The sequence below is a fragment of the Rothia sp. HMSC069D01 genome (genome assembly GCF_001810135.1).
GTDB lineage: Bacteria > Actinomycetota > Actinomycetes > Actinomycetales > Micrococcaceae > Rothia.
The window spans coordinates 18,852-40,157 of record NZ_KV800097.1; the positions used below are offsets into that span (position 1 = coordinate 18,852).

At 61.4% G+C, this 21,306-nt stretch carries 18 protein-coding genes; 8 read left to right on the plus strand and 10 right to left on the minus strand.

The genetic code is table 11. From position 1 onward, the window contains the following. Positions 1-212: 212 nt before the first annotated feature. Positions 213-1,808, minus strand: a complete 1,596-nt coding sequence (locus HMPREF2710_RS03775; RefSeq protein ID WP_070599585.1) for an amino acid permease — start codon at positions 1,806-1,808, stop codon at positions 213-215. Between the two features lie 306 nt (positions 1,809-2,114). Further along, positions 2,115-2,501, minus strand: coding sequence for a hypothetical protein (locus tag HMPREF2710_RS03780; RefSeq protein ID WP_012902700.1), 387 nt, complete (start codon positions 2,499-2,501; stop codon positions 2,115-2,117). A gap of 263 nt (positions 2,502-2,764) precedes the next feature. Between HMPREF2710_RS03780 and fbaA the strand changes: the two genes are divergently transcribed. Beyond that, positions 2,765-3,790, plus strand: coding sequence for a class II fructose-bisphosphate aldolase (gene fbaA / locus HMPREF2710_RS03785; protein ID WP_012902702.1), 1,026 nt, complete (start codon positions 2,765-2,767; stop codon positions 3,788-3,790). A 183-nt stretch (positions 3,791-3,973) separates the two neighbouring features. Here fbaA and HMPREF2710_RS03790 read toward each other — a convergent pair whose 3' ends face one another. Further along, on the minus strand, positions 3,974-4,555 hold the full coding sequence (locus tag HMPREF2710_RS03790; RefSeq protein WP_070542396.1) for an arsenic metallochaperone ArsD family protein: 582 nt from the start codon (positions 4,553-4,555) through the stop codon (positions 3,974-3,976). 339 nt (positions 4,556-4,894) lie between these two features. Here HMPREF2710_RS03790 and HMPREF2710_RS03795 point away from each other — a divergent pair, with 339 nt between their 5' ends. From HMPREF2710_RS03795 to HMPREF2710_RS03805, 3 genes are all read left to right on the plus strand, one after another. Next, complete coding sequence (locus HMPREF2710_RS03795) at positions 4,895-5,407, plus strand: PTS sugar transporter subunit IIA (RefSeq protein ID WP_044150002.1); 513 nt, start codon at positions 4,895-4,897, stop codon at positions 5,405-5,407. 390 nt (positions 5,408-5,797) lie between these two features. Beyond that, positions 5,798-7,402: a glycerophosphodiester phosphodiesterase gene (locus tag HMPREF2710_RS03800; RefSeq protein ID WP_070599587.1), complete on the plus strand. Its 1,605-nt coding sequence runs from the start codon at positions 5,798-5,800 to the stop codon at positions 7,400-7,402. 390 nt (positions 7,403-7,792) lie between these two features. Further along, positions 7,793-9,472 carry an NAD-dependent succinate-semialdehyde dehydrogenase gene (locus HMPREF2710_RS03805; RefSeq protein WP_070599588.1) on the plus strand — a complete coding sequence of 560 codons (1,680 nt, stop codon included), beginning with the start codon at positions 7,793-7,795 and terminating at the stop codon, positions 9,470-9,472. A gap of 208 nt (positions 9,473-9,680) precedes the next feature. Here the strand turns inward: HMPREF2710_RS03805 and HMPREF2710_RS03810 are convergent, their stop codons facing one another. Both HMPREF2710_RS03810 and HMPREF2710_RS03815 read right to left on the minus strand, forming a co-directional pair. Beyond that, entirely contained in the window at positions 9,681-10,790 is a 1,110-nt protein-coding gene (locus HMPREF2710_RS03810; protein ID WP_083303483.1) for a sucrase ferredoxin, read from the minus strand. A 113-nt stretch (positions 10,791-10,903) separates the two neighbouring features. Then, positions 10,904-11,527: a TetR/AcrR family transcriptional regulator gene (locus HMPREF2710_RS03815; RefSeq protein ID WP_070599590.1), complete on the minus strand. Its 624-nt coding sequence runs from the start codon at positions 11,525-11,527 to the stop codon at positions 10,904-10,906. Positions 11,528-11,685: 158 nt separating this feature from the next. On the opposite strand from HMPREF2710_RS03815, the gene HMPREF2710_RS03820 reads away from it, so the two are divergent. Then, positions 11,686-12,837 (plus strand): ABC transporter permease, encoded by a 1,152-nt coding sequence (locus HMPREF2710_RS03820; protein ID WP_246824522.1) that lies wholly within the window; start codon positions 11,686-11,688, stop codon positions 12,835-12,837. Positions 12,838-12,974: 137 nt separating this feature from the next. Here the strand turns inward: HMPREF2710_RS03820 and HMPREF2710_RS03825 are convergent, their stop codons facing one another. Next, positions 12,975-13,802 carry a UDP pyrophosphate synthase gene (locus tag HMPREF2710_RS03825; protein WP_070599592.1) on the minus strand — a complete coding sequence of 276 codons (828 nt, stop codon included), beginning with the start codon at positions 13,800-13,802 and terminating at the stop codon, positions 12,975-12,977. 281 nt (positions 13,803-14,083) lie between these two features. Between HMPREF2710_RS03825 and HMPREF2710_RS09235 the strand changes: the two genes are divergently transcribed. From HMPREF2710_RS09235 to HMPREF2710_RS03840, 3 genes are all read left to right on the plus strand, one after another. Then, positions 14,084-14,476, plus strand: coding sequence for an RNA-binding S4 domain-containing protein (locus tag HMPREF2710_RS09235; protein ID WP_083303484.1), 393 nt, complete (start codon positions 14,084-14,086; stop codon positions 14,474-14,476). Between the two features lie 86 nt (positions 14,477-14,562). Then, positions 14,563-15,987, plus strand: a complete 1,425-nt coding sequence (locus tag HMPREF2710_RS03835) for an MATE family efflux transporter (RefSeq protein ID WP_070599596.1) — start codon at positions 14,563-14,565, stop codon at positions 15,985-15,987. Between the two features lie 213 nt (positions 15,988-16,200). After that, entirely contained in the window at positions 16,201-16,857 is a 657-nt protein-coding gene (locus HMPREF2710_RS03840) for an NAD(P)H-dependent oxidoreductase (protein ID WP_049362416.1), read from the plus strand. A 199-nt stretch (positions 16,858-17,056) separates the two neighbouring features. On the opposite strand, the gene HMPREF2710_RS03845 is transcribed toward HMPREF2710_RS03840, so the two are convergent. The 4 genes from HMPREF2710_RS03845 to HMPREF2710_RS09595 all read right to left on the minus strand — a co-directional run bounded on the left by HMPREF2710_RS03845 (position 17,057) and on the right by HMPREF2710_RS09595 (position 20,879). Next, on the minus strand, positions 17,057-19,567 hold the full coding sequence (locus HMPREF2710_RS03845) for a heavy metal translocating P-type ATPase (RefSeq protein ID WP_070599598.1): 2,511 nt from the start codon (positions 19,565-19,567) through the stop codon (positions 17,057-17,059). 145 nt (positions 19,568-19,712) lie between these two features. Next, on the minus strand, positions 19,713-20,099 hold the full coding sequence (locus tag HMPREF2710_RS03850) for a chorismate mutase (RefSeq protein WP_070599600.1): 387 nt from the start codon (positions 20,097-20,099) through the stop codon (positions 19,713-19,715). 75 nt (positions 20,100-20,174) lie between these two features. After that, positions 20,175-20,390 carry a heavy-metal-associated domain-containing protein gene (locus tag HMPREF2710_RS03855; protein WP_049347477.1) on the minus strand — a complete coding sequence of 72 codons (216 nt, stop codon included), beginning with the start codon at positions 20,388-20,390 and terminating at the stop codon, positions 20,175-20,177. Positions 20,391-20,453: 63 nt separating this feature from the next. Continuing rightward, positions 20,454-20,879: a metal-sensitive transcriptional regulator gene (locus HMPREF2710_RS09595; RefSeq protein ID WP_070599602.1), complete on the minus strand. Its 426-nt coding sequence runs from the start codon at positions 20,877-20,879 to the stop codon at positions 20,454-20,456. Positions 20,880-21,306: the final 427 nt, after the last annotated feature.

A 21,306-nucleotide genomic window follows, 5' to 3' on the forward strand; every position in this document is an offset into this window, starting at 1 on the left:
GACACACCGTATTAGAAATGCTGTAGATATGTACTTTGCTTTATGTATTACACGGATGTAATACGGAACGAACACGAAAAGACGTGCAGGGAGGGGGGTTCTAGAGTCTAGAGCTCCTAGAGCCTAGATCTCCTAGAGTCTAGGGCTAGGGTCTAGAACCCCCTCATTCGCCTTCGCCGGGATATTACCGGGATTACAGGCAACCGGTCGGGTTAGCTACCCTTCGGGTTGTCCTCGTCCTCAAGGTCACCCAGGTCAATGTGGGTACGAGGCTCCGAAACGAGCTTCTTCACCACGGGGCGGGCAGCAATCACGGGCACGGAACCGGTGTAGCCTTCACGGACGCGAGCAATCTCGTTGACGCGGTCACGAACCGTGTACCAGCCGATAATCAGCAGCGGGATAACCACCAGCAGCGACGCCAGGGTGTAGGTGCCCACCGGGTAATCCAGTGCCATCAGCACAATCACAATCGCGAGGAACACCATCACGGCCCAGTCGCTGAAACGACCGCCGGGTGCGCGATAGTTGGGGCGCTTGTACTTGCCCTCACCGACCAGCTTCAGGTACTTCTGGTGCGACATTGCGATAGCCGCCCAGCTGGCCATGGTACCCACCGAGGCGATGTTCAGCACGACCTCGAACGCCTGCTCGGGAACGAAGAAGTTCAGCACAACACCGAAGAGGCCAATCACGCCGGTCAGCAGAATACCTGCCACCGGAACGCCGGAGCGGGACACCTTGGTGGTGAACTTCGGGGCGGAACCTGCAACACCCATCGAGTGGAGAATACGGCCGGTGGAGTACAGGCCGGCGTTCAGCGAGGAAGCAGCCGCGGTAATAACGACCAGCTGCATAATCGGTGCGGTACCGTCAATGCCGATAGCATCGAAGAAGGTCACGAACGGCGACTCTGCATCCTTGTATGCGGTGTAGGGCATGAGCAGGCAGAGCAGAACCACGGAACCAACGTAGAAGATCGCGATACGCCAGATCACGGTGTTGATAGCGCGGGGGATAACCTTCTCAACGTTCTTGGTTTCACCACTGGTGGTGCCGACCAGCTCAATACCGGCGTAGGCGAACACAACGCCCTGAACCACGATAAGAGCGGGAAGAATGCCGTTGGGGAAGAAGCCGTCGTTGGCTGCAATAAGGCTCAGGCCGGGGGTGACGCCGTTGATGGGTTCACCGAAGACCAGGTACCAGATACCTACCGCCATGAAGGACAGCAGGGCAAGGATCTTAATGAGTGCGAACCAGAATTCCAGCTCACCGAAGATCTTCACGGAGATGAGGTTCAAAGCAACGGTGATGACAACGACGATGAATGCGCTGAGCCACTGGGGAATATCTGCGAAGAACTGGTTGTATCGACCGAACCAGCTGATGTAGATAGCGATTGCGGTGGCGTCTGCAACGGCGGTCATTGCCCAGTTCAGCCAGTACAGCCATCCGGAGACGAATGCGGCCTTTTCGCCGTAGAATTCGCGGGTGTAGGAGACGAAGGAGCCCGAGGAGGGGCGGTGAAGAATCAGCTCGCCGAGGGCTCGAAGGATCAGGTAGCCGAAGAAGCCGATGACGGCGTAGATGACGGCGAGCATGGGGCCTGCGTCCTGCAGGCGGCTACCGGTGCCCAGGAACAGGCCGGTACCGATAGCGGAACCGATGGCAATCATCTGGAGCTGACGTGCGCCAAGCCCCTTGTGGAAGCCTTCCTGCTCGTGTGCGAACGGGTCATCTGTGGGGGGCTTAGTGTACTGATCCGCTGCAGAAGTCTGCGGGTTCTTGTTCGGTGAGGTGCTCACGCTATACCTCCTTGGATAGTTACGTCTAAAGCACGTGCTACACGAAATGTGGTTGGGAACACGTCTGCGGGTTGTAACGACTATAGCACGGTAATTTAGGTAAATATAACTCACATCACGTAATAATTTATATACATATAATGCATATCTTATGAATATATTTGGTTCATGTTGTATTGTGTGGTTTTCATTGTTTTGTGAAATAGATTAATTGAACTCTGAGTCCAAAAAATCAATTCCCCCACCAGTACACAGCACAAGAGCACCCACAACGGGGTGCTCTCACAACCTATTCAAAACGGGGGCCTAGCCCTCCATCAGGCGATCAATCTTCGCCCGCAACGCACGCTCGCGACGATTCAACCACCACCAGCTTGGCCAACGCATCAACGACTTACGGCCCACCTGCACCACCGAGGGGAGCTTCGCCTCCGCAAGCGCCACATCAATCTCGTGGTCACTCGCACCCTCATCACGCATTTTCTCCATCAACTCAAGGGATTTCGCCATATCGCCATGCCCCAAAACATGCCGACTCTTACGCTCCAGAATCTCATCCAACTGGGCGCGCACCGGGGCAATAGCCGCCGCATTCGGATGCTCACGCTCAGCACGACGCTGCGCCTGGCGGGCACGCTTCTCACGTTTCGCGTCGAGCTGTTTTGGATTATTTTTAGCGCTCGCCTTGCTCATGGGAGGTTCCTTTCATCGCGTCCGGGTGATGTGTACGCTGCCCTGCACGCACAGAAGACATCAAGTCATTAACACCTCTACTTTACCGCGGTAATTCGCGGAAATTTCGCTGCAGTAAACCCAAAAAAACCCACAAAAAATTAACGATAAATAAGTCGTATCTTGGTAAAATAGTGCGAGTAGGAGGCGTCTCGCGCGCCAACAAAATATGGTGAACCGGCCCAGCATCGGTAACCGGTCGCATCTATCCAAGGAGTCAGCATATGGCTATTGCAACCCCCGAAGTTTACGCAGAAATGCTGCAGACCGCGAAGGAAAAGGGCTTCGCGTACCCCGCAGTGAACGTGACCTCCTCCCAGACCCTGAATGCTGCAATCCGCGGCTTCGCAGAGGCTGGCTCGGACGGCATCATCCAGGCATCCACCGGTGGTGCAGCATACTGGTCCGGCGCTTCCAAGAAGGACATGGTCGTTGGCTCCCTGGCCTTCGCAGCATACGCACGCGAAGTTGCTAAGCAGTACGACGTGAACATTGCACTGCACACCGACCACTGCCCCAAGGACAAGCTGGAAGGCTTCGTCCTGCCCCTGCTGGCAGAGTCCGAGAAGGCTGTTGCTCGCGGTGAAGACCCCATCTTCAACTCCCACATGTGGGACGGCTCCGCAATCGACCTGGACGAGAACCTGAAGATTGCTGCTGAGCTGATCGAGCGTACCTCCAAGGCAAAGCTCGTTCTCGAGGTTGAGATTGGTGCCGTTGGTGGCGAGGAAGACGGCGTTGAAGGCGCTATCGACGACTCCCTGTACACCACCGTTGCAGACGCAATCAAGACCGTTGAGGCAATCGGCCTGGGCGAGAAGGGCACCTACATGGCTGCTCTGACCTTCGGTAACGTTCACGGCGTGTACAAGCCCGGTAACGTTCACCTGCGCCCCGAGCTGCTCAAGGAAATCCAGACCGAGGTCGGCGCTAAGTACGGCAAGGGCGACAAGCCCTTCTACCTGGTCTTCCACGGTGGCTCCGGCTCCACCGAGCAGGAGATTGCAGACGCAGTGTCCTACGGTGTTATCAAGATGAACATCGACACCGACACCCAGTACGCATTCACCCGCCCCGTTGCTGGCCACATGTTCAGCAACTACGACGGTGTGCTGAAGGTTGACGGCGAGGTCGGCAACAAGAAGACCTACGACCCCCGCGTTTGGGGTGCAGCTGCAGAGGCAGGCATGGCCGCACGCGTGGTCGAGGCTTGCCAGCAGCTCGGTTCCGTCGGTACCTCCATCAAGTAAGGTGCTGTTCGCCCGCCGCAGCTCCCGTAGGTGCTGCCGGGTGTGAACCTAAGCTTCGTTAAGCGAAAGCGGTGCCCGCTTCCTCATCATGAGGAGGCGGGCACCGCTCTTTGTTTATGCAGTTCTTTGGGTGCGCAGTTTAGAACCGGGTGAGTCGGGCGCTCGTTGCCGGCAGGGGTGGGTTTACTTGCCGCCGCAGCCGCAACCACCGCATCCGCAGCCGCCGGACTTCACAGCCACCGAACCGGAGGTGGGGATACCGTCGCCGGTGTCGCCACCCATGAGGTTCACGCGGTTGCCAATCTCGGGGCCGCCGACCGGCTGGGGTGCCTTACCCGCCAGGGTTGCCGCGAAACCGGCGGGTTCGCCGCTCAGGTTCGGGATCATCGACGCCGCCGGGGAACCGGACGGGCCGCACGCAGCAGCTGCCGCGTTAGCCTTCGGCTGGGCGACCAGGTGGGCGCGCGCAAAACGCATAATCTGCTCGGCGGTCGGGTAGGAGAAGGACACCTTCACCTCACCATTGACGAGCATGAGCGGCAGAACCTCGCGGCCGTTCATCTCAATCTGCTCCGCCACGGGTGCGCACTCTTCAAATGCGGAAGGGTAGGAGTCGGTGGAGTACACCTCAATGTCCACGCCCGAATCCAGCGCCTCCTGCGCGGCACCCAGGAACTCGGAGCGCTCCATATCCTGCGGATCCTCCGGGTTCTCGCCGGGACCCGGAATAAATACTTCAAGAACGGTCTCAGCCGCTTCAGTCATCAGTTTCAGCCTTTTCTCTCTTATGGGCACCGGCTCGGGGGGAGGGGTGCCAGTCCTTCACTAAGTGTACTCGCGACCTCAAGAGTGCAGAAGTGTGAGTTGAAGTTCCAGATTTGCGGAATATTTGCAGAATTCGAGTCGAATGACCCTCAGCTCGTGAGCTACGGGTTTAGGTGTTGTATTCTGAGTGCATATGCACCGGAGTGTGCGAACCCTGCAATTCAGGCAGGCGCCGCCCGGTGTGAAACCAAGAAGGCAACGACGCCCGCATCCGACGCGGACGCATCAGCGCTACAAATACACGCTATTCATAGCGCAACACGACCAGAAGGAGCATACATGTTCGGTTTCGGCAAGAAGAAGAAGGAAGCTGCCGCACAGGAAGCATCGTCCGCAGACGTCTACGTCGCACCTGCTACCGGCGAGTACCTGCCGCTGAGCGAAGTCTCCGACCCCGTTTTCTCTCAGGGCGTTATGGGCGACGGCTACGCAGTGAACCCCACCGCAGGCACCATCGTCGCACCCGTTGCAGGCACCATTGCACTGATTCAGGACACCCTGCACGCATTCATGCTCCGCACTGAAAACGGCGGTGAGGTACTGGTCCACATCGGTATCGACACCGTTGAGCTCGGCGGCGACGGCTTCACCAAGCTCGCTAACGTAGGTGACAAGGTTGAGGCAGGCGCACCCATTATCGAGGTCGACTGGGCAGCTATCGAGGGTCGCATCCCCTCCAAGGAAACCATGGTGATGATTACCAACACCGCAAAGTTCAACATCTCCAAGGACTCTGAGTCCCGCCGCCCCGTTGCAGCCGGTGACCGCGTCGCTCAGGCATCCAAGAAGTAAGCTGAACCAGCGAAAATAGCTCAGCTTCAACAGCGGTGAAAACCCGCGAAAATACTTAACGCAAAAGGTCGCGTCCTGCAGGCTCAATCGGGCTACAGGCGCGGCTTTTTTCGTTACACGAGAAATTTTTTAACGCCGCATGAAATGCCGCTATTAAAAGCGGCGGAAAAGGAGGAACACATTCACCCGCATTGCACAGCGGGTAAGAATGAGGCGCACATAATACCCTATTTGCTTGTGAACGCAGTGAATCACCGATAAAAAATCGTTATCCTACATAGAAGTTGCAGTTTGAGTTGAGAGAATCCGGACCCTCAGCTATAAACCAAAACTTCAATGACCAACCACACACATTACGCTCAACTCATAAACGAAAAAAGGACCACTACGGTGACTGCATTCCCGAAGATCTCCAAGAATCTGAGCCGCCGCGGCTTCATTGGCGCCTCCACTCTGGCGCCCGCCGCCCTCATGCTCCAGGCAGGCGAAGCCCACGCCGCAGCCAACACCCGCGCACAGCTCGCGGCAGTACACAGCGGCTCCCCCGCACATCAGCTGCTCTACAAGACCGATGAATTCTTCATCGCCCACCGCGGTGCCGGCAACATCAGCCCCGAGCACACCGCCTACGCCTACGCAGAGTCCGTACGCCGCGGCGCCCTCGCCGTCGAAATTTCCGTACGCACCACCAGCGACGGCCAGTTCGTCTGCATGCACGACACCAACATCAAGCGCACCACCGGCGCATCCATGGACGTGCGCGGCCACACCCTCGCCGAACTGCGCCAGCACAAGGTCAACATGCGCAAGAACCTGGGCGAAAAGACCGACCTGTACAACATCCCCACCCTCGAAGAAGCCATCGCAGCCGTTGACGCCGTACCCGCAGGCGGCGAATATGCCTCCGTCGGCGGCAAGAAGGTCGTACTGTTCCTCGAAGCGAAGGACGGCCCCGCACAGGCAGGCCTCGTCAAGTTCATCACCGAACGCGGCCTGCAGCGCCGCACCGTCATCAAGATGTACCGTGACGGCAGCGGCGGCTTCAAGCCCACCTCCCGCTACCTGAAGCTTGCCAACTCCGCAGGCTGTGCCACCTGGTGCTACTTCGACGGCGGCGACCCCATCGATAAGATTTCCGCAATGGCACGCCACGAAAACGTGGACGCCATCGGCGTACCCTACTACGAGAAGCCGACCGGCGCTTCCCAGGGCTCCATGAGCGAAGAGAACGTACGCGCCCTCACCGGCCTCGGCAAGGCAGTCATCGTCTGGGAAATCCACCGCCGCTCCGCCTACGAAAAGTACAAGGCACTGGGCGTGAAGGGCTTCATGTGCCCCGACCCCTACTGGGTAATCGGTGACCCCTTCGACTCCAGCGTCAAGATCAAGACCGGCAAGCGTCCCCACGGCATGCTGCCCGCCGACCCCTCCGTCGCAGCGGACATGCCCGACCTGACCGGCGTAGCCATCGTGCACAACCAGCGCTACGACGAATCCGTACTGCTCGGCCCGCTGGCGAACTACACCACCCGCGAAAAGTACACCCTCGACTTCTCCATGAAGTGGACCGGTGCACTGCCGCAGCAGGACGGCCACTACGGCTACGTCGCTTTCGGTCGCGAACACGACGGCCCCTTCGGCATCGGCAAGAAGTTCGCCGCAAAGCAGGAAGACGGCACCTACGTGCTCGCCATCCGCCCGAACTACCGCGGCGGCTCCGTGGCACAGATCCTCTGCTTCGAACCGAACCAGGCAAGCCCGCGCGTACTGCACACCATGAAGCTGCGCCAGAAGGTTACCACCGGCCAGGCACTGAACTGCAAGATCGTGCTGAGCAAGAACAGCTTCTACTACACGGTCAACGGCCAGTACTCCAGCCCCATCAACCACAGCGCCTACCGCGGCCCGTACGTACACTTCGGCCGCTTCCACGGCACCAACGATGGCGGTCCTCTGGAGCTGACCCGAATCGAAGCACGTCAGTCCTGGATTTGAGAGAACCGGTGGGCCTAGTCCACCTGGGTGCCCGCCTCACCGCCCGCTAAGCGGTGAGATTACGGATACCGGGCAGAGCGGATGTAACACCGAGCATCCCTTCCGGGCAACGCCTTCCATAATCCCCAGCTAGGACCCTCGCGCGCTGAGCGAGAATCTACCCGAAGGGGGGTCGTATCCACAGTGGATGCGGCCCCCTTCGGCGTGCCCGCGGCCTTCTCAGGGTGGGGAGAGTGCGAGCGGGGACGTGTAGGCGCGTAAGGGTGTATAGGGCGAGCGGGGCAGGGGAGAGAGCCGCCGGGTCGGTTCGAGGGGTAGGGGAGTGCGCGGTACTAGAATTAAAAGCGTCAGAGTCGACCGCACCGGCCGCCCCAACCCGAAAGGCACGCCATGACCACCTCACCCGAAAGCTCCGCCGCCGAAAGCACTACTTCCGAAAAGCCCGCCGAAAAGCCCGCCGTGAAATCCGCCCAGCTGCGAGGCCGCACCGAACCGCACATGCAAAGCATCAACATGCCGCAGCGCGAACCCATCGACCCCTACGAACGACCCTCCTACCCCTTCTTCTACGTGCCCACCGACCTGCTCATCGGCGGCACCTGGGTCACCGGCGACAACGGCTCCTTCCCCGTACACAACCCCTCCTGCGGCCAAATCCTCACGCACGTCGCCGACGCCAGCGTCGAACAGGGCATCGAAGCACTCGACGCCGCCTGCGACGCCCGCACCTCATGGGCGGCAACCAGCGTCCGCGAACGCGCCGACATCCTCAACCGCGCCTACACGCTCATGACGCAGCGCACCGAAGTCATCGCCCGGCTCATGACCCTCGAAATGGGCAAGCCCCTCGACCAGTCCCGCGGCGAAGTCGCCTACGCGGCAAACTACCTGCGCTGGTACGCCGAAGAAGCCGCCCGCAACTTCGGCCGCACCGCCGTTGCCCCCGAATCCGGGCTACAGATCACCACCGTGCGCCGCCCCGTCGGCCCCTGCCTGCTCATCACCCCCTGGAACTTCCCGCTCGCCATGGCGGCACGCAAGGTCGCCCCGGCGCTCGCGGCGGGCTGCACCGCGGTGCTCAAGCCCGCCTCCCTGACTCCGCTCAGCTCCCTGTACTTCGCGGACCTGATGCGTGAGGCGGGCCTGCCGGACGGCGTGCTGAACGTGGTGACCACCTCTCGTACCGGCGAGGTTGTCTCCGCGCTGATGGCTGATGAGCGCCTGCGGAAGGTCTCGTTCACCGGCTCCACCGCCGTGGGCCGCACCCTGCTCGCGCAGGCCTCGCAGAACGTTCTGCGCACCTCCATGGAGCTGGGCGGCAACGCACCGTTCATCGTCTTTGAGGATGCGGACATCCCCGCCGCCGTGGAGGGCGCCTACGCGGCGAAGATGAGGAACATGGGCGAGGCATGCACCGCCGCCAACCGATTCATCGTGCACGAGGACATTGCTGAAGAGTTCACCCGCGCCTTCGTGGAGCGCATGGAGGCGACCGTCGTGGGTGACGGAACCGTCGACGGAACCGACTGTGGACCGCTAATTCAACCTTCAGCGGTTGAATCCATGCTTTTTATGGTCGAAGACGCCCTGGGTAAGGGGGCGCTCCTCGCCTGCGGCGGGTACATTCCCGAGCTTGGGGAGAACGTTCCGAGCGATACCGGAGGCATGCCCAAAAACCTGAACCAGGGCAACTTCGTGACCCCCACCGTGCTGACCGGCGTGACCAATTCGATGCGCGTGTGGCGTGAAGAAATCTTCGGCCCCGTCGCCCCGATTGCCACGTTCAGCGGCTACGGCGAGGAGGGTGAACGCACCGCCCTGAAGCTCGCCAACGACACCGAGTATGGCCTGGCGGCGTACGTGTACACGAGCAACCACCCGCGCTTTACGCGCATGGCGGCGGGCCTGGAGTTCGGTCTGATTGGGTACAATTCGGGTGTCATCTCGAACGCGGCGGCACCCTTCGGCGGCGTGAAGCAGTCCGGCATGGGTCGCGAGGGCGGCCCCGAGGGTTTGGAGGAGTACACCGAGCTGCAGTACATCGGCGCGCCGAACCCGTTCGCCGGATAAGCCTGTTTGCCGGGTACGGCGGGATGCCGACTGCGACGAACCCTGGACACGGCGAACTTTGGATACAGCGAAGCCCCGGCGGGTACACGAGAAAGGTGCCCGCAGGGGCTTTACGCTGTCTACATCATGCGCGGGTGCTAGAACTGGCTCTGCCTAGAGCTGGGGCAGGAGTTATAGCTGGCACGGGGCTTGTATCTGGTGCAGGGGGTTATAGCTGGCGCAGTGCGAGCAGCTCGCGGCTGAAAGCATCTGCGGGACCCTTGCCGCACGAGTTGGGGCGCGGCTCAAGGGTGACCCGCTCAAAGAAGGTGACCCAGGTGCGTCCGTCGGTGTGGGAGGTGAGTGCCGCCTCCATGGTGGGGTGTTCGGCGGTATCTGCCGGGGGCTCAATGCCCGCCTCGCGGAGCGCAATGAGCGCCTCCCGCCCCGATGTTTCACGTGAAACCAAACCTCCAGAGGTTACTTCTTCACCCTTTTTCTCCAGTTCGAGGCGTACGGCAACCTCCGCCGCCTGCTCCACCGGGGTATCCGTGCTGCGGCCTCGCAGGCCGTGCAACGACGGAATGGAACGACCCGCCAGCGACAGGTACGCCGCCAGCGCCGAAGGCTCCGAAAGACGACCGTAGGTGTAGCCGGTGGGCAGCATAATGCCGACCGGGGCAAAGCGGTGACCGCCCGTATGCGAGCACTCCCAGACCACATTACCCGGCAGGATATCCGCCAGGTGCGCCGCAATGGGGCGACCGCGCAGGGCACAGCAGCGGTCACGCTTGGAGTGGGCGCACACGAGAATGGCGGGGGAATCAATGAGCTCCGCGCCGGTCACCTGAATCAACTCCTGCGGGTTGTCCAACGGCAGCTCGAGGAGCTGTTCGGGGGTGCTCACACTGAACGAGTAGAGCTTCTCCTCGCCCGGGGTGCAGAGCGCGTAGAGTACCCGGTGGGTCGGGTTGCCGGATGCATCCGGCGCGCCGTGCAGTACGCGCCCCGCCCTGCCCGCCTGGCGGATCAGTAGGAACTTCAAACCAGCCTGTGAGACTGCCTCGCCCAACGCCTCCGAAAGCTCCTCGCCGAGGGCGGAGCCGTCCAGCACGTCGCGGCCCCACTGGCCCACGTGCTCGAGAGCCAGCCAGGCGGTGGCGCGTCCGGCGGTGCCGCCGAGAGCCTCGTCGTCGTAGAGGGAGCAGGAGTCCGCCGGGATGCTCGTGGCGCGGGTGCGTGAGGAGAGCTCATCGGCGTGTGCGGCACGCAGGTTGTTCAGCTCGGCGGGGTTGGTGGCGCGCGGCTCGGGGGTTGCGGGGGTGCAGGATTCAGTCATGGTTTCTCGATTCTACGCCTGCAGGATGTGAATGGCCTATGTTGTCCCTGCACGGTCTAAATGCTGAAAGACAACCGCTCAAAGGTGATTTTTGGGGACTATTGGGCGGTCAACTACTCAGGAAGAAGTGCTGAGGCGACGCGGTAGAGGCGGTCCTTTTCCTCGGGGGCGCCGAAGAAGGAGCGGAGCATGTACCCCTGAAGGACCATCATGAAGGCGTCCGCGGTGTCGCGGGCGTAGTCGGTGATGAGCGCCTCCTGTTCGGGGGTGCGCTGCGCCGGATCGGGGTTGATCTCGTGCAGAACGCTCAGCTGTTCAGCCGCCCAGGGGGTAAGGGTCTTTACGATGATGCCCTGCAATCGGGGAATAATGTCCGCGGTTGCCCTGGCGATTTCGGGCGCGTGGAGCGATTCAAGGCGGATGCGCAGCATGGCAGAGAAATTCTCGTTCGCCATCTGGTTGGTGTAGATGGTTTCGAGAATGTCCTGGGGGCCGGCGCCTTCGGGGAGTGCGGCGTAGAGATTTTTGACGTTTTCGAGGCGCTCGTTGATGGCGGTGATGAGGATGTCTTCTTTGCCGGAGAAATGCGAGTAGATGGACCCGGAGGACAGCCCGGAGGCTTTGATGATGTCGCTCATGGAGGTGTTGGTGTAGCCCTTTTCGAGGAAGCAGCTAACGGCGGCTTCGATGATTTGGGCTCGGCGTGCGGCTTTGGTGGCATCTGTTAGTCGGGGCATGGTTCCAGTCTAGGGGGTGAGGCTAAAGAACGCGTAAACACAACACTGATTCTTTTTGTGACTTCATAAACAAAATAGCTATTTCGTTTGCGCTTGGTAAAAACCGAGAGTAGAGTTCTGACTCGTAAACGAAATATGCATTTTGTTTGGAGATTGTCATGAACAACGAAACCGCCACCGCAGTCACCGCAGAAGCAGTGACCGCCGCAGCCCCCGAGCGCTCCTCCTGGATTAAGGTCAGCAGCACCTCCGTACTAGCATCCTTGGTGGTAGCACTCGTCGTCCTAGCTTTCACCTGGCCCACCAAGACCATGGAGGCAAAGAACCTGCCCGTCTCTATCGCAGGCCCCGAGGTGACCGTCAGCCAGTTTGAACAGTCCCTCAAAGATAAGGGCATTGAGACCTTTGAGCTGAAGCAGGCATCCTCCCGCGAAGAGGCTGAACAGCAAATCAAGCAGCGCGAAACCTACGGCGCAATTATCTTCACCGAAGGCGCTGCTCCCGAGGTGCTGACCGCCCCCGCCGCCAACACCGCATCAACCCAGATGCTCAACGGTGTTGCCACCCAGCTGAACGCGCAGATTCAGCAGAAGGCACTCGCCGCTAAGACGGAAGCCCTCACCCAGGCGGTGCAGGCGGGAGGCGAGCAGGGTGCGCAGGCTGCCGCCCAGCTGGAGCAGATGAAGGTGCAGTCCGAGCAGGCATCCGCAATGGCGGTGAAGACCACCGCAGTGGTGCCCCTGAGCGAGAGTGACTCCTCCGGTACCGGTCTGGCTATTGCCGCATTCCCCCTGGTCATGGGTGGAATCATCGGCGGCATGCTTTCCTTGACCCTGATTAACGGCACCTGGCGCCGCTTCGCCACCGCAACCCTGTACGCGGTCATCGGTGGCGCACTGACCGCCCTGATTCTGAGCACCTGGTTCGGTTTCATTCCCGGTGATTTCGCAACCCTGTGGGCAGCGTTCGGCGCCACCTACCTTGCCACCGCATCCTTCATGATTGGCTTCGGTAGCCTGCTCGTCCCCGCCGCAGGCCTGGGCCTGGGCGCCGTCGTCACCATGTTCATCGGCAACCCGATTTCCGGTGCAAGCATGCCGAGCGCGTTCCTGCCCGGTGTGTGGGGTCAGATTGGTCAGATGTTCGTGCCGGGTGCTTCCTCGACTCTGCTGCGTTCGATTGCGTACTTCCCGGAGGTTGCAACGAGCGACCAGTGGCTGGTGCTTGGTTCCTGGATTGCGTTCGGTCTGCTGACCGGCGTGATTGGCTGGGCTCTCAAGGAGCGCCGCACCGCAACGGTGGAGGCATAAGCGCCGCGGGTTAGACCGCCGGTACAACGTAGCCGACGCAATATAGCCGGTGCAACGTAAGAAGGGTGTGTGCCGCGTTCACTGAACACGGCACACACCCTTTCGGCATACCGACTATTACCGACTGCTATTCGCTGTTACTGGTTGTCGAGGACGTACTGTTTGAACTGCTCGTCCCGGCGTTTGAATTCTTTGAGCTCATTCTCCAGAGCAGCCTGGTTCTTGGCGACGAGCGGCTTCTGGTACTGTGCCTCCAGGTCGTAGAGTTTCTGCGAACGGCCTACATCCTGATTGCACTGCGCCTGGATAGTGGCGATTCGAATTTCTTCCTCGGAGACGACGGTGCTTCGAGGGAGGGCCTTTTCTTCCTTGACGGTCATCTCACTATCGGGGGTGAGGCCCTTGTCCTTGACGCATCGCTTCCACTCGTCGTCGAGGGATTTTTTGAGCTGTCGATCGCCTGCGGCGTTTCGAGCGTCGGTCTCCACACGCCTATACGTGGCGGAGCCGAATGGTATCTCTCCAATTTGCTTCATCTCATCGCTGGCGCGCTGATAGCATTCGGTGCTGACATCCTTCCCGGGGTCGGAGGAGGGTGCAGGGGCGGAGAGGTCCAGCGTATTCGAGTCTTCGCTCTTGTGGAGGCCGTACTTTTGGGCGTACTCAACGTTCCAGATTCCGTAGGTCCTGCCGAAGTTCCTGCCGGCCCCCTCGGTGCGGACAAACATCTTGTAGTGCTGCCCGTGTTCGGCAAAGCACTTTTTGCGGGCGAGCTCAAGGGCTTTGGTAAAGTATTCGTCCTTGCCGTCGGTGTTGTAAGCGTCCAGGGGTAGGATTACCTGGTCATTTTCTACGTCGAAAATCGCGCGGGCACTTTCGTCCTTCTCCAGAGAAGGGCCGAAGGAGCAAGAGGACAGCACAGTGCTGATGAGGGCAGCCGCCAGGAGCTTTTTCAAAGCTGACATGGTGTATATCCAATCTGTTACGGGGAGCCCGTGGCGTCGCGGCCACACCCCCCCCCGTAGACCACGCGAACTTGGTGGCCTTGAGAACACTTCTTGAGAAGGTGACTTAACAATACCCCTAGTGGATGCGGGTTTGTGCTCAATAGGCTGGTGCGTGCAATAGAAAATTTTCTGCCGCGTGGCGGGTTTGGTGCCGGCTGCGGATTTGCCCGGTGAGATTGCGCAGGATAGGTCGGCGCACCTGATTTGGTGCCCCGCCCGCCTCGCGCCACAATGAACACATGACCGCAGAAGACACCACCACACTAACCAGCGCCAGGCTCGACCTCTGGCTCTGGTCAGTGCGCATCTTTAAAACCCGCTCCCTCGCCGCCGACGAATGCAAAGGCGGCCACGTGCGCGTCAACGACGCCCCCGCCAAGCCCTCCCAAAAACTCAAAAAAGGCGACATCGTCAAGGTCCGCTACCCCGGCTGGGAACGCGTCTTCAAAGTCGAAAAACTCCTCGTCAAACGCGTAGGCGCACCCATCGCCGTCACCTGCTACGAAGACCTCTCCGGCCCGCGCCCCGCCTACCTCTCCATGCCCCCGATCGCCAAACGCGAACGAGGCAGCGGCCGCCCCACCAAGAAAGAACGCCGCGCCCTCGACGAACTGCGTGGCCGAGGCGCCTAACCGCGCATCTCGCACGCCTATCTCGTAGAGTGCACCCCGCCCCGCGCGCAGGCACCCGCCGCGGCGGCGGGGAGTAGCCTAGAAGGATGAGCACACAGAAGCACCCTATTGCTGAACCCAGTAGCACCGCGTCCGGCGCGAAGAATACCGTCGCGAACACCGCCGAGCCTTCGCTGAACCGGCGCATCCTCGCGCTCGCCGTACCCGCCTTCGGTGCGCTCATCGCCGAACCCATCTTCGTGCTCACCGACTCCGCCCTCATCGGTCACCTCGGCAAGGCGGAACTCGCCGGCATGAGCATCGCCGCCACGCTCGTCACCACGGTCGTGGGCCTCATGAACTTCCTCGCATACTCCGTCACGCCCGCCGTGGCGCGCGCCTTCGGTGAGAAGAACCTGCGCCGCGCCTGGCAGATCGGCGTGGACGGCGTGTGGGTCGCCTTCGGCCTCGGCATGCTCCTCATGATCGCCGGATACGCCTTCGCAGACCCGCTGCTGCGCGGCCTCGGCGCGACCGACGAAACCATCAGCTACGCCCTCGACTACCTGCACCACTCGCTCTGGGGCATTCCGCCGATGATGATTATCCTCGCGCAGGTCGGTACGCTCCGCGGGCTGCAAGACACCGTCACCCCGCTCAAAGTCGCCACGGTCGGCACGCTCGTGAACATTGCGCTGAACTGGCTGCTCATCTACCCTGTCGGCTGGGGCGTTGCCGGTTCGGCGACCGGCACCTCCCTCACCCAGTGGGGTATGGCTGCCGCGCTCGGTGTGGTCATGATGCGCGGCACCCGCGAACACGCCGTCCGCTGGGCACCCGACGTTGCGGGCATGCGTTCGGTGCTCTCGCTCGGCTCCTGGCTCATGCTGCGCACCCTGTCCATGCGCATCGCCTCCCTGCTGACCGTGTTCGTCGTGGCACGATTCGGCACGGAACACACCGCCGCCTACCAGCTCGGCATGGGCGTATTTAACCTCTTCCTCTACGCCCTGGACTCCCTCGCCATCGCCGCCCAGGCGCTACTCGGCAAGGAACTCGGCGAACGCGACCTGGCTGTGGAATCCGAACGCGTAAAGGTGCGCCAGCTGAAAAACCGGCTGTTGCGCATGAGCCTCATCTACGGTGTCATCACCGGCCTGATCTGCCCGCTCATTGGCTTCTTTGGCTCCTGGATTTTCACGCAGGACGCGCAGGTGGCGTTCCTCTTCACCATCGCCACCGTCATCATTGCCCTCGGCCAGCCCATCGCCGCGTACGTGTTCACCCTGGACGGCATCCTCATGGGCGCGCAGGACGTGAAATACCTGGCAATCGGCTGCTTCATCATGCTCGTCATGTACGTGCCCGTCATGCTCGGCCTGCACTGGGCGGTCGGCAACGGCACCATGGACGCGCTCGCCGGGTATTGCGGCTTGTGGGCGGCGTATATTCTGTACTTCCAGGGAATTCGCGCGGTCATTTTTGGTCGCCGTGCCGCCTCGGATGTGTGGATGAAAGCCGGTGCCGAGTAGGGGCATCATAGGAGGTGCTGGGCAGGTGCGCTCTGGGCGCCTTGGGTACCAGCCCACCGGCTTCGTACACCCTGTAATACGACACCGGCAATACGGTCCCGCCGCTCGCGGGCGTATTTCCTGCGGGCGTAACTCGCCACATTTCCCGCCGCCAGCACCCTCCGCGGGTGTAGCATGACAGGGTATTGAAACCCTCATGCAAAGGATGAAACCGTGACCGTAACCCGCGAAGAAGCTCTCGAAATTTTCGCCCGCCGCCGCGCAACCCGCGCCTACGACCCCGACCGCCGCATCAGCGACGAAGACTTCGCCGCAATCCTCGAATTTGCGCGCCTGTCGCCCAGCTCCGTCGGCACCGAGCCGTGGAAGTTCCTGGTCATCCAGAACCCCGAACTGCGCGAAAAGCTCAAGCCGATCGCCTGGGGCATGGCGGGCGCCCTCGACGACGCAAGCCACCTGGTTGTCCTGCTGGCGAAGAAGGGCCTGCGCTACGACACCCCGTGGATGCGCCGCACCCTCGAAAGCCGCAACCTCACCGAGGAGCAGATGGAGGCCGCACTCGAACGCTACGGTAACTTCCAGAAGAACGACATGAAGGTCCTGGAAAGCGACCGCGCGCTCTTCGACTGGGCATCCAAGCAGACCTACATCGCCCTGGGCAACATGATGACCGGCGCCGCAATGCTCGGCATCGACTCCTGCCCCATTGAGGGTATGAACTACGAGGCAGTGAACGAGCTGCTCACTTCTGCCGGCCTGTTCGACCCGGAGGAGTACGGCGTGTCCGTGGCTGTGACCTTCGGTTACCGTGCCCGCGAGATTGCCCCGAAGAGCCGCCGCTCCATCGAGGACCTGGTCACCTGGGCATAAGGTTTTTTGCCGGGCTTGCGGCGAGATTTTCAAGCCGCCGCCCGTGAAAACTAAATATAAAGAAATGCACCACCTTTACACGGGCGGTGCATTTCTTTATATCTTTTACCGCGCGAAAAGCACGGTAAGATGCGCTTTTGAAATTTTCGTTCAGGCTATTTCAATAGCTAATGTTCGGACAATTTCGCGTTATGTTTTACTACTTCCTAAACGCCGTCAGACGCATAGAATTCAGCACCACAAACACCGAACTAAACGCCATAGCCGCACCCGCAATCATCGGGTTCAGCAGGCCCGCCACGGCGACCGGAACAGCCACCGAATTGTAGGCGAATGCCCAGAACAGGTTCGACTTAATGGTGCGCAGCGTAGCGCGGGAGAGGCGCAGCGCCGTCACCACCGAGGCGACATCCGAGCGGGTCAGCACGATATCTGCCGCCTCCGCGGCAACGTCCGTGCCCGAACCCATCGCAATGCCCAGCTCGGCGAGAGCCAGCGCCGGGGCGTCATTCACGCCGTCGCCGACCATTGCCACGCGGTGACCGGCGGCCTGCAACTTTTCAATCACCTGCGACTTACCCTCGGGGGTCACGCCGGCGTACACGTTATCGGCCGAAATGCCGACCTGCGAGGCGACCGCCTGCGCAACCTGCGGGGCGTCGCCGGTGAGCAGGATGGGCTCCAGGCCGAGCTCACGCAGCTGTGCCATGGTCTCTGCAGCCTCCGGCTTGGGGGTATCGGCAACCGAAATCATGCCGACCGGCTGCGGGTCGGGGGTGCTGTTCGGGGCTTCACCGTTCGGAGCCTCGCCGCGGGCGACGACCACGGTCGTCAGACCCGCCCGGCGAGCCTGATCCAGCAGCGCCAACTGGCCCTCGCTCAGCTGCGCACCCGCCGCCTGCAGGTACTCGGGAGTACCCACAACAACCAGTCGGGAGGCGCCGTTCTCGGCACCGTCACCCGCGCCGCTCAGCACGCCGCGCACGCCTCCGGGAACACCCTCGAAGTCGCTCACGCTCGGTGCCGAAGCACCCTCAGCAAGTACGCCCTGTTCGCGGGCAAAACCGGCAATTGCGCGGGCAATCGGGTGCTCGCTCAGCGCCTCCACGGCGGCGGCATCACGCAGAACAGACAGGGAACGCTCGTTCTTGGAACCGGCAGAATCCGGCGAAATACCGGCAAGGTCACCCGCCGACTCGTAGTCGCCAAAGGTGCCGTAGAACGCCACAGACATCTCGCCGGTCGTCACGGTACCGGTCTTATCCAGCACCACGCGATCAACCGTGCTCGTCGCCTCCAGCACCTGCGCATTACGAATCAAAATGCCCAGCTGCCAGCCGCGACCCGTACCCGCCAGCAGCGCCGTCGGAGTCGCCAAACCCAAGGCGCACGGGCACGCCACCACCAGCACCGACACCGCCGCATTAAACGCCGCAGCACCATCACCAGACACCAGCCACCAACCGACCAGAGTCAGCGCCGAAATCGCCAAAATCACTGGCACAAACACTGCAGAAACACGGTCTGCCAGACGAGCAATCGGAGCCTTCGTCTCCTGCGCGCTCGCCACCAGCTCACCCATCTTCGCCAGAGTCGTCTCAGCGCCCACGCGGGTCGCACGCACCGTCAACGAACCAGACGTATTCACCGTCGCACCCGTGACCGCATCACCCGGATGCACCTCAACCGGCACGGACTCGCCGGTCAGCAGGGACGCATCCACCGCGGAGGTACCCTCGACCACCACGCCGTCCGTGGCAATCTTCTCGCCCGGGCGCACCAGGAACAGGTCATCCGGCATGAGGTCCTCCACCGGAACCTGCACCTGCTTGGTCACGCCCTGCTTATCGGTGCGCAGCAGGGTCGCCTCCTTCGCGCCCATGCTCAGCAGGGTGCGCAGCGCATCCGAGGAGCGGTGGCGGGTGCGGTGCTCAATTGCGCGGCCAATCAGCAGGAACAGCGTCACCATGGACGCCGAATCGAAGTACAGCGGCGCATGGTGGCCGGTAAACATCGACCAGAAGCTGCCGCCCGCATGGTGCACGTGCGCCGTCAACGCCGGGTTTATGAGCAGCTGCGCCAGCGAATAGAAGTACGCCACGACCACGCCGAGGGACACGAGCGTATCCATCGTGGAGGAGCCGTGACGGGCATTGATGAGCGCGGCGCGGTGGAACGGCGCGGCGCACCAGAACGCGACCGGCGCGGTCAGAATCGCCACGACCCAGCCCCAGTTCGGGAACTGGAACGCCGGGAACATGGAAATCAGGAAGATGGGCACACCCAGAATCGTCGCGTAGATAATGCGGTCGGTGAAGCCGCCCTTCATGCTCGGGGTGGTGTGCTGACCGCCGCCGTCGGATGCGCTCGCATCAGTCGCGGCGCCCACGCGCGGGCCGTTTTTGAGGTGCGCCTTGTAGCCGGCGTTGTTGATGGTCTCAACAATCTGCTCGTCGCTCACGCCCTCGGGTACGATGACGCGCGCGGACTCCAGCGGCAGGTTCACCGCCGGGTCAACACCGGGGATTTTGCGGAGCTTACGCTCCACGCGGCCCACGCAGGATGCACAGGTCATGCCCTGAATGTCCACGTGGATAATTCGGGTTGACTCCGTTGATTTTGCAGTCGTTCCGGCAGGATTAAAAAGAGAGCGCTCACTCTGTGATGAGGGCTCACGGGTGATTAGTGAAGGCTGTGTAGAAGACACAATACTTCCTCAAAACTCAAAAACGGGAGGGTAGAAAAAGGCACACACCAAGCCGGGGGAAGGGCCCCGAAGGACCCCGCCCCGGACGGTGTATGGTGCAGTATCAGGGCGCACCGTCGAGGGCGCGCGAGGGAAAAATCAACGCGGCTTAGTGGTCGCCGGGTAGCCCATCCGGGCGGGTCGTGTGCGGGCGAACACCGGTCACCTGCGCGCCTCGATCGGAGACGCCGTACGCGCGTTTCACAGCGGCCCGCGGGAACGGCGAAGCGTTCGCCTTCTCGCGAGCCTTCAGACCCTGCTCGTGCTCGGCGGAACGCTTATTCGCGCTCGTGCCGCTGCGTCGCGCGGCGCCGGTCGCGTCTTCACGCGCCGTATATTCGGGGCTCTGCTTGACCCAGGAATCGACCAGGGCGGGGTCCAGGCTCATCTGCCGGGCGACGCGGGCAATCGCGTCGCGCAGGTGCATGTTTTCGACGCCGACGAGGGTGCGAACCGCGCCGACGACCATTGCGATGTAGTTAGCCGGGTATGCCATGGTGACTCCTGGGTGTGGGTTGCTATGTCTAGCGTACCGGTTTGAGTTGTCCCGGGGCTGTTGTGTGGCGGTCGATTAGACAGCGGGGGTGAAGCCAGCCTCCACAATAGCGTCTGCGACGGCCTGGGTGTCGAGGGTGCCCTCGTGCTCAATGGTCACGGTGGAGACGCCGTCCTTGACGACATCCACGGTCACGCCGGTCACGCCGGGAACTTCACTGACCTCTTCGCTGACGCTCATAGCGCAGTGGTTGCAGGTCAGGCCGGTTGCCTTAACGGTGGTGGTGCTCATGATGATTTCCTTTCGGTAATGGGTTGAAAACTTGGGGCCGCCCGGTGTTTAGGGGCAACGTGTTTAGCTGCGCATGAGGCGGGAGATTGCGGCGGTTGCCTCTTTGACCTTGGCCTCTGCGATGGTCGGGTCGCCGGTGCGTTCGGATTCGACGGCGGCGCCGGTCACGCAATGGCCGATGTGCTCTTCGAGCAGGTTCAGGGAGACGGCGTGGAGCGCCTTGGAGACCGCGGCAACCTGGGTGAGGATGTCGATGCAGTACTTGTCTTCATCGACCATGCGGGCGATGCCGCGAACCTGCCCTTCGATGCGGCGCAGGCGCTTGAGGTGCGCCTCTTTGTTGGAGGTGTAACCGTACTGGGTTTCGGGCGCCTCGCCACTGCAGCATGCGCCAGTGTGCGCCTCAGTGGGTTTTTCGGCGGGGGCGCCGGATGCGGTGCTGACCTGGTCGGATGTGCTGTGGCAGCACTGGTTGCTGGTGGTTTCCATGACTCCAGTATATACCCTAGGGGGGTATCTCGCAAGGGGGTGTTACGGGTTGTGACGCGGTGAGGGTGCGGGGGCTCGTCGATAGGGGGATTCTTCGATAGGTTACGGCCCTTTCGATAGGTTAGTGTCTTCACTGCGGGTTAAAGACCCACGGCGAAGACACTAACCTATCGAAAATCTCTGTCTAAAAAGCAGGCGACCCCGGATGCGCCAGGTTGATGGGCGGGCGCCGGTTATGGTTTAGCTTTTTCGGTAATGGGTTAGTGACTTCAGGCTGGGGTTTTAGCCATTACCAAAGACGCTAAGTCATGACTGAAATTACTAGGGCATGACCGAATTTTCACCCGTGTGGAGGCGCTGCCTCTGCGGAATTTGTGCCATGGTTTAGCGTCTTTGACCATGGTTTTTAACTACGACCAAAGACACT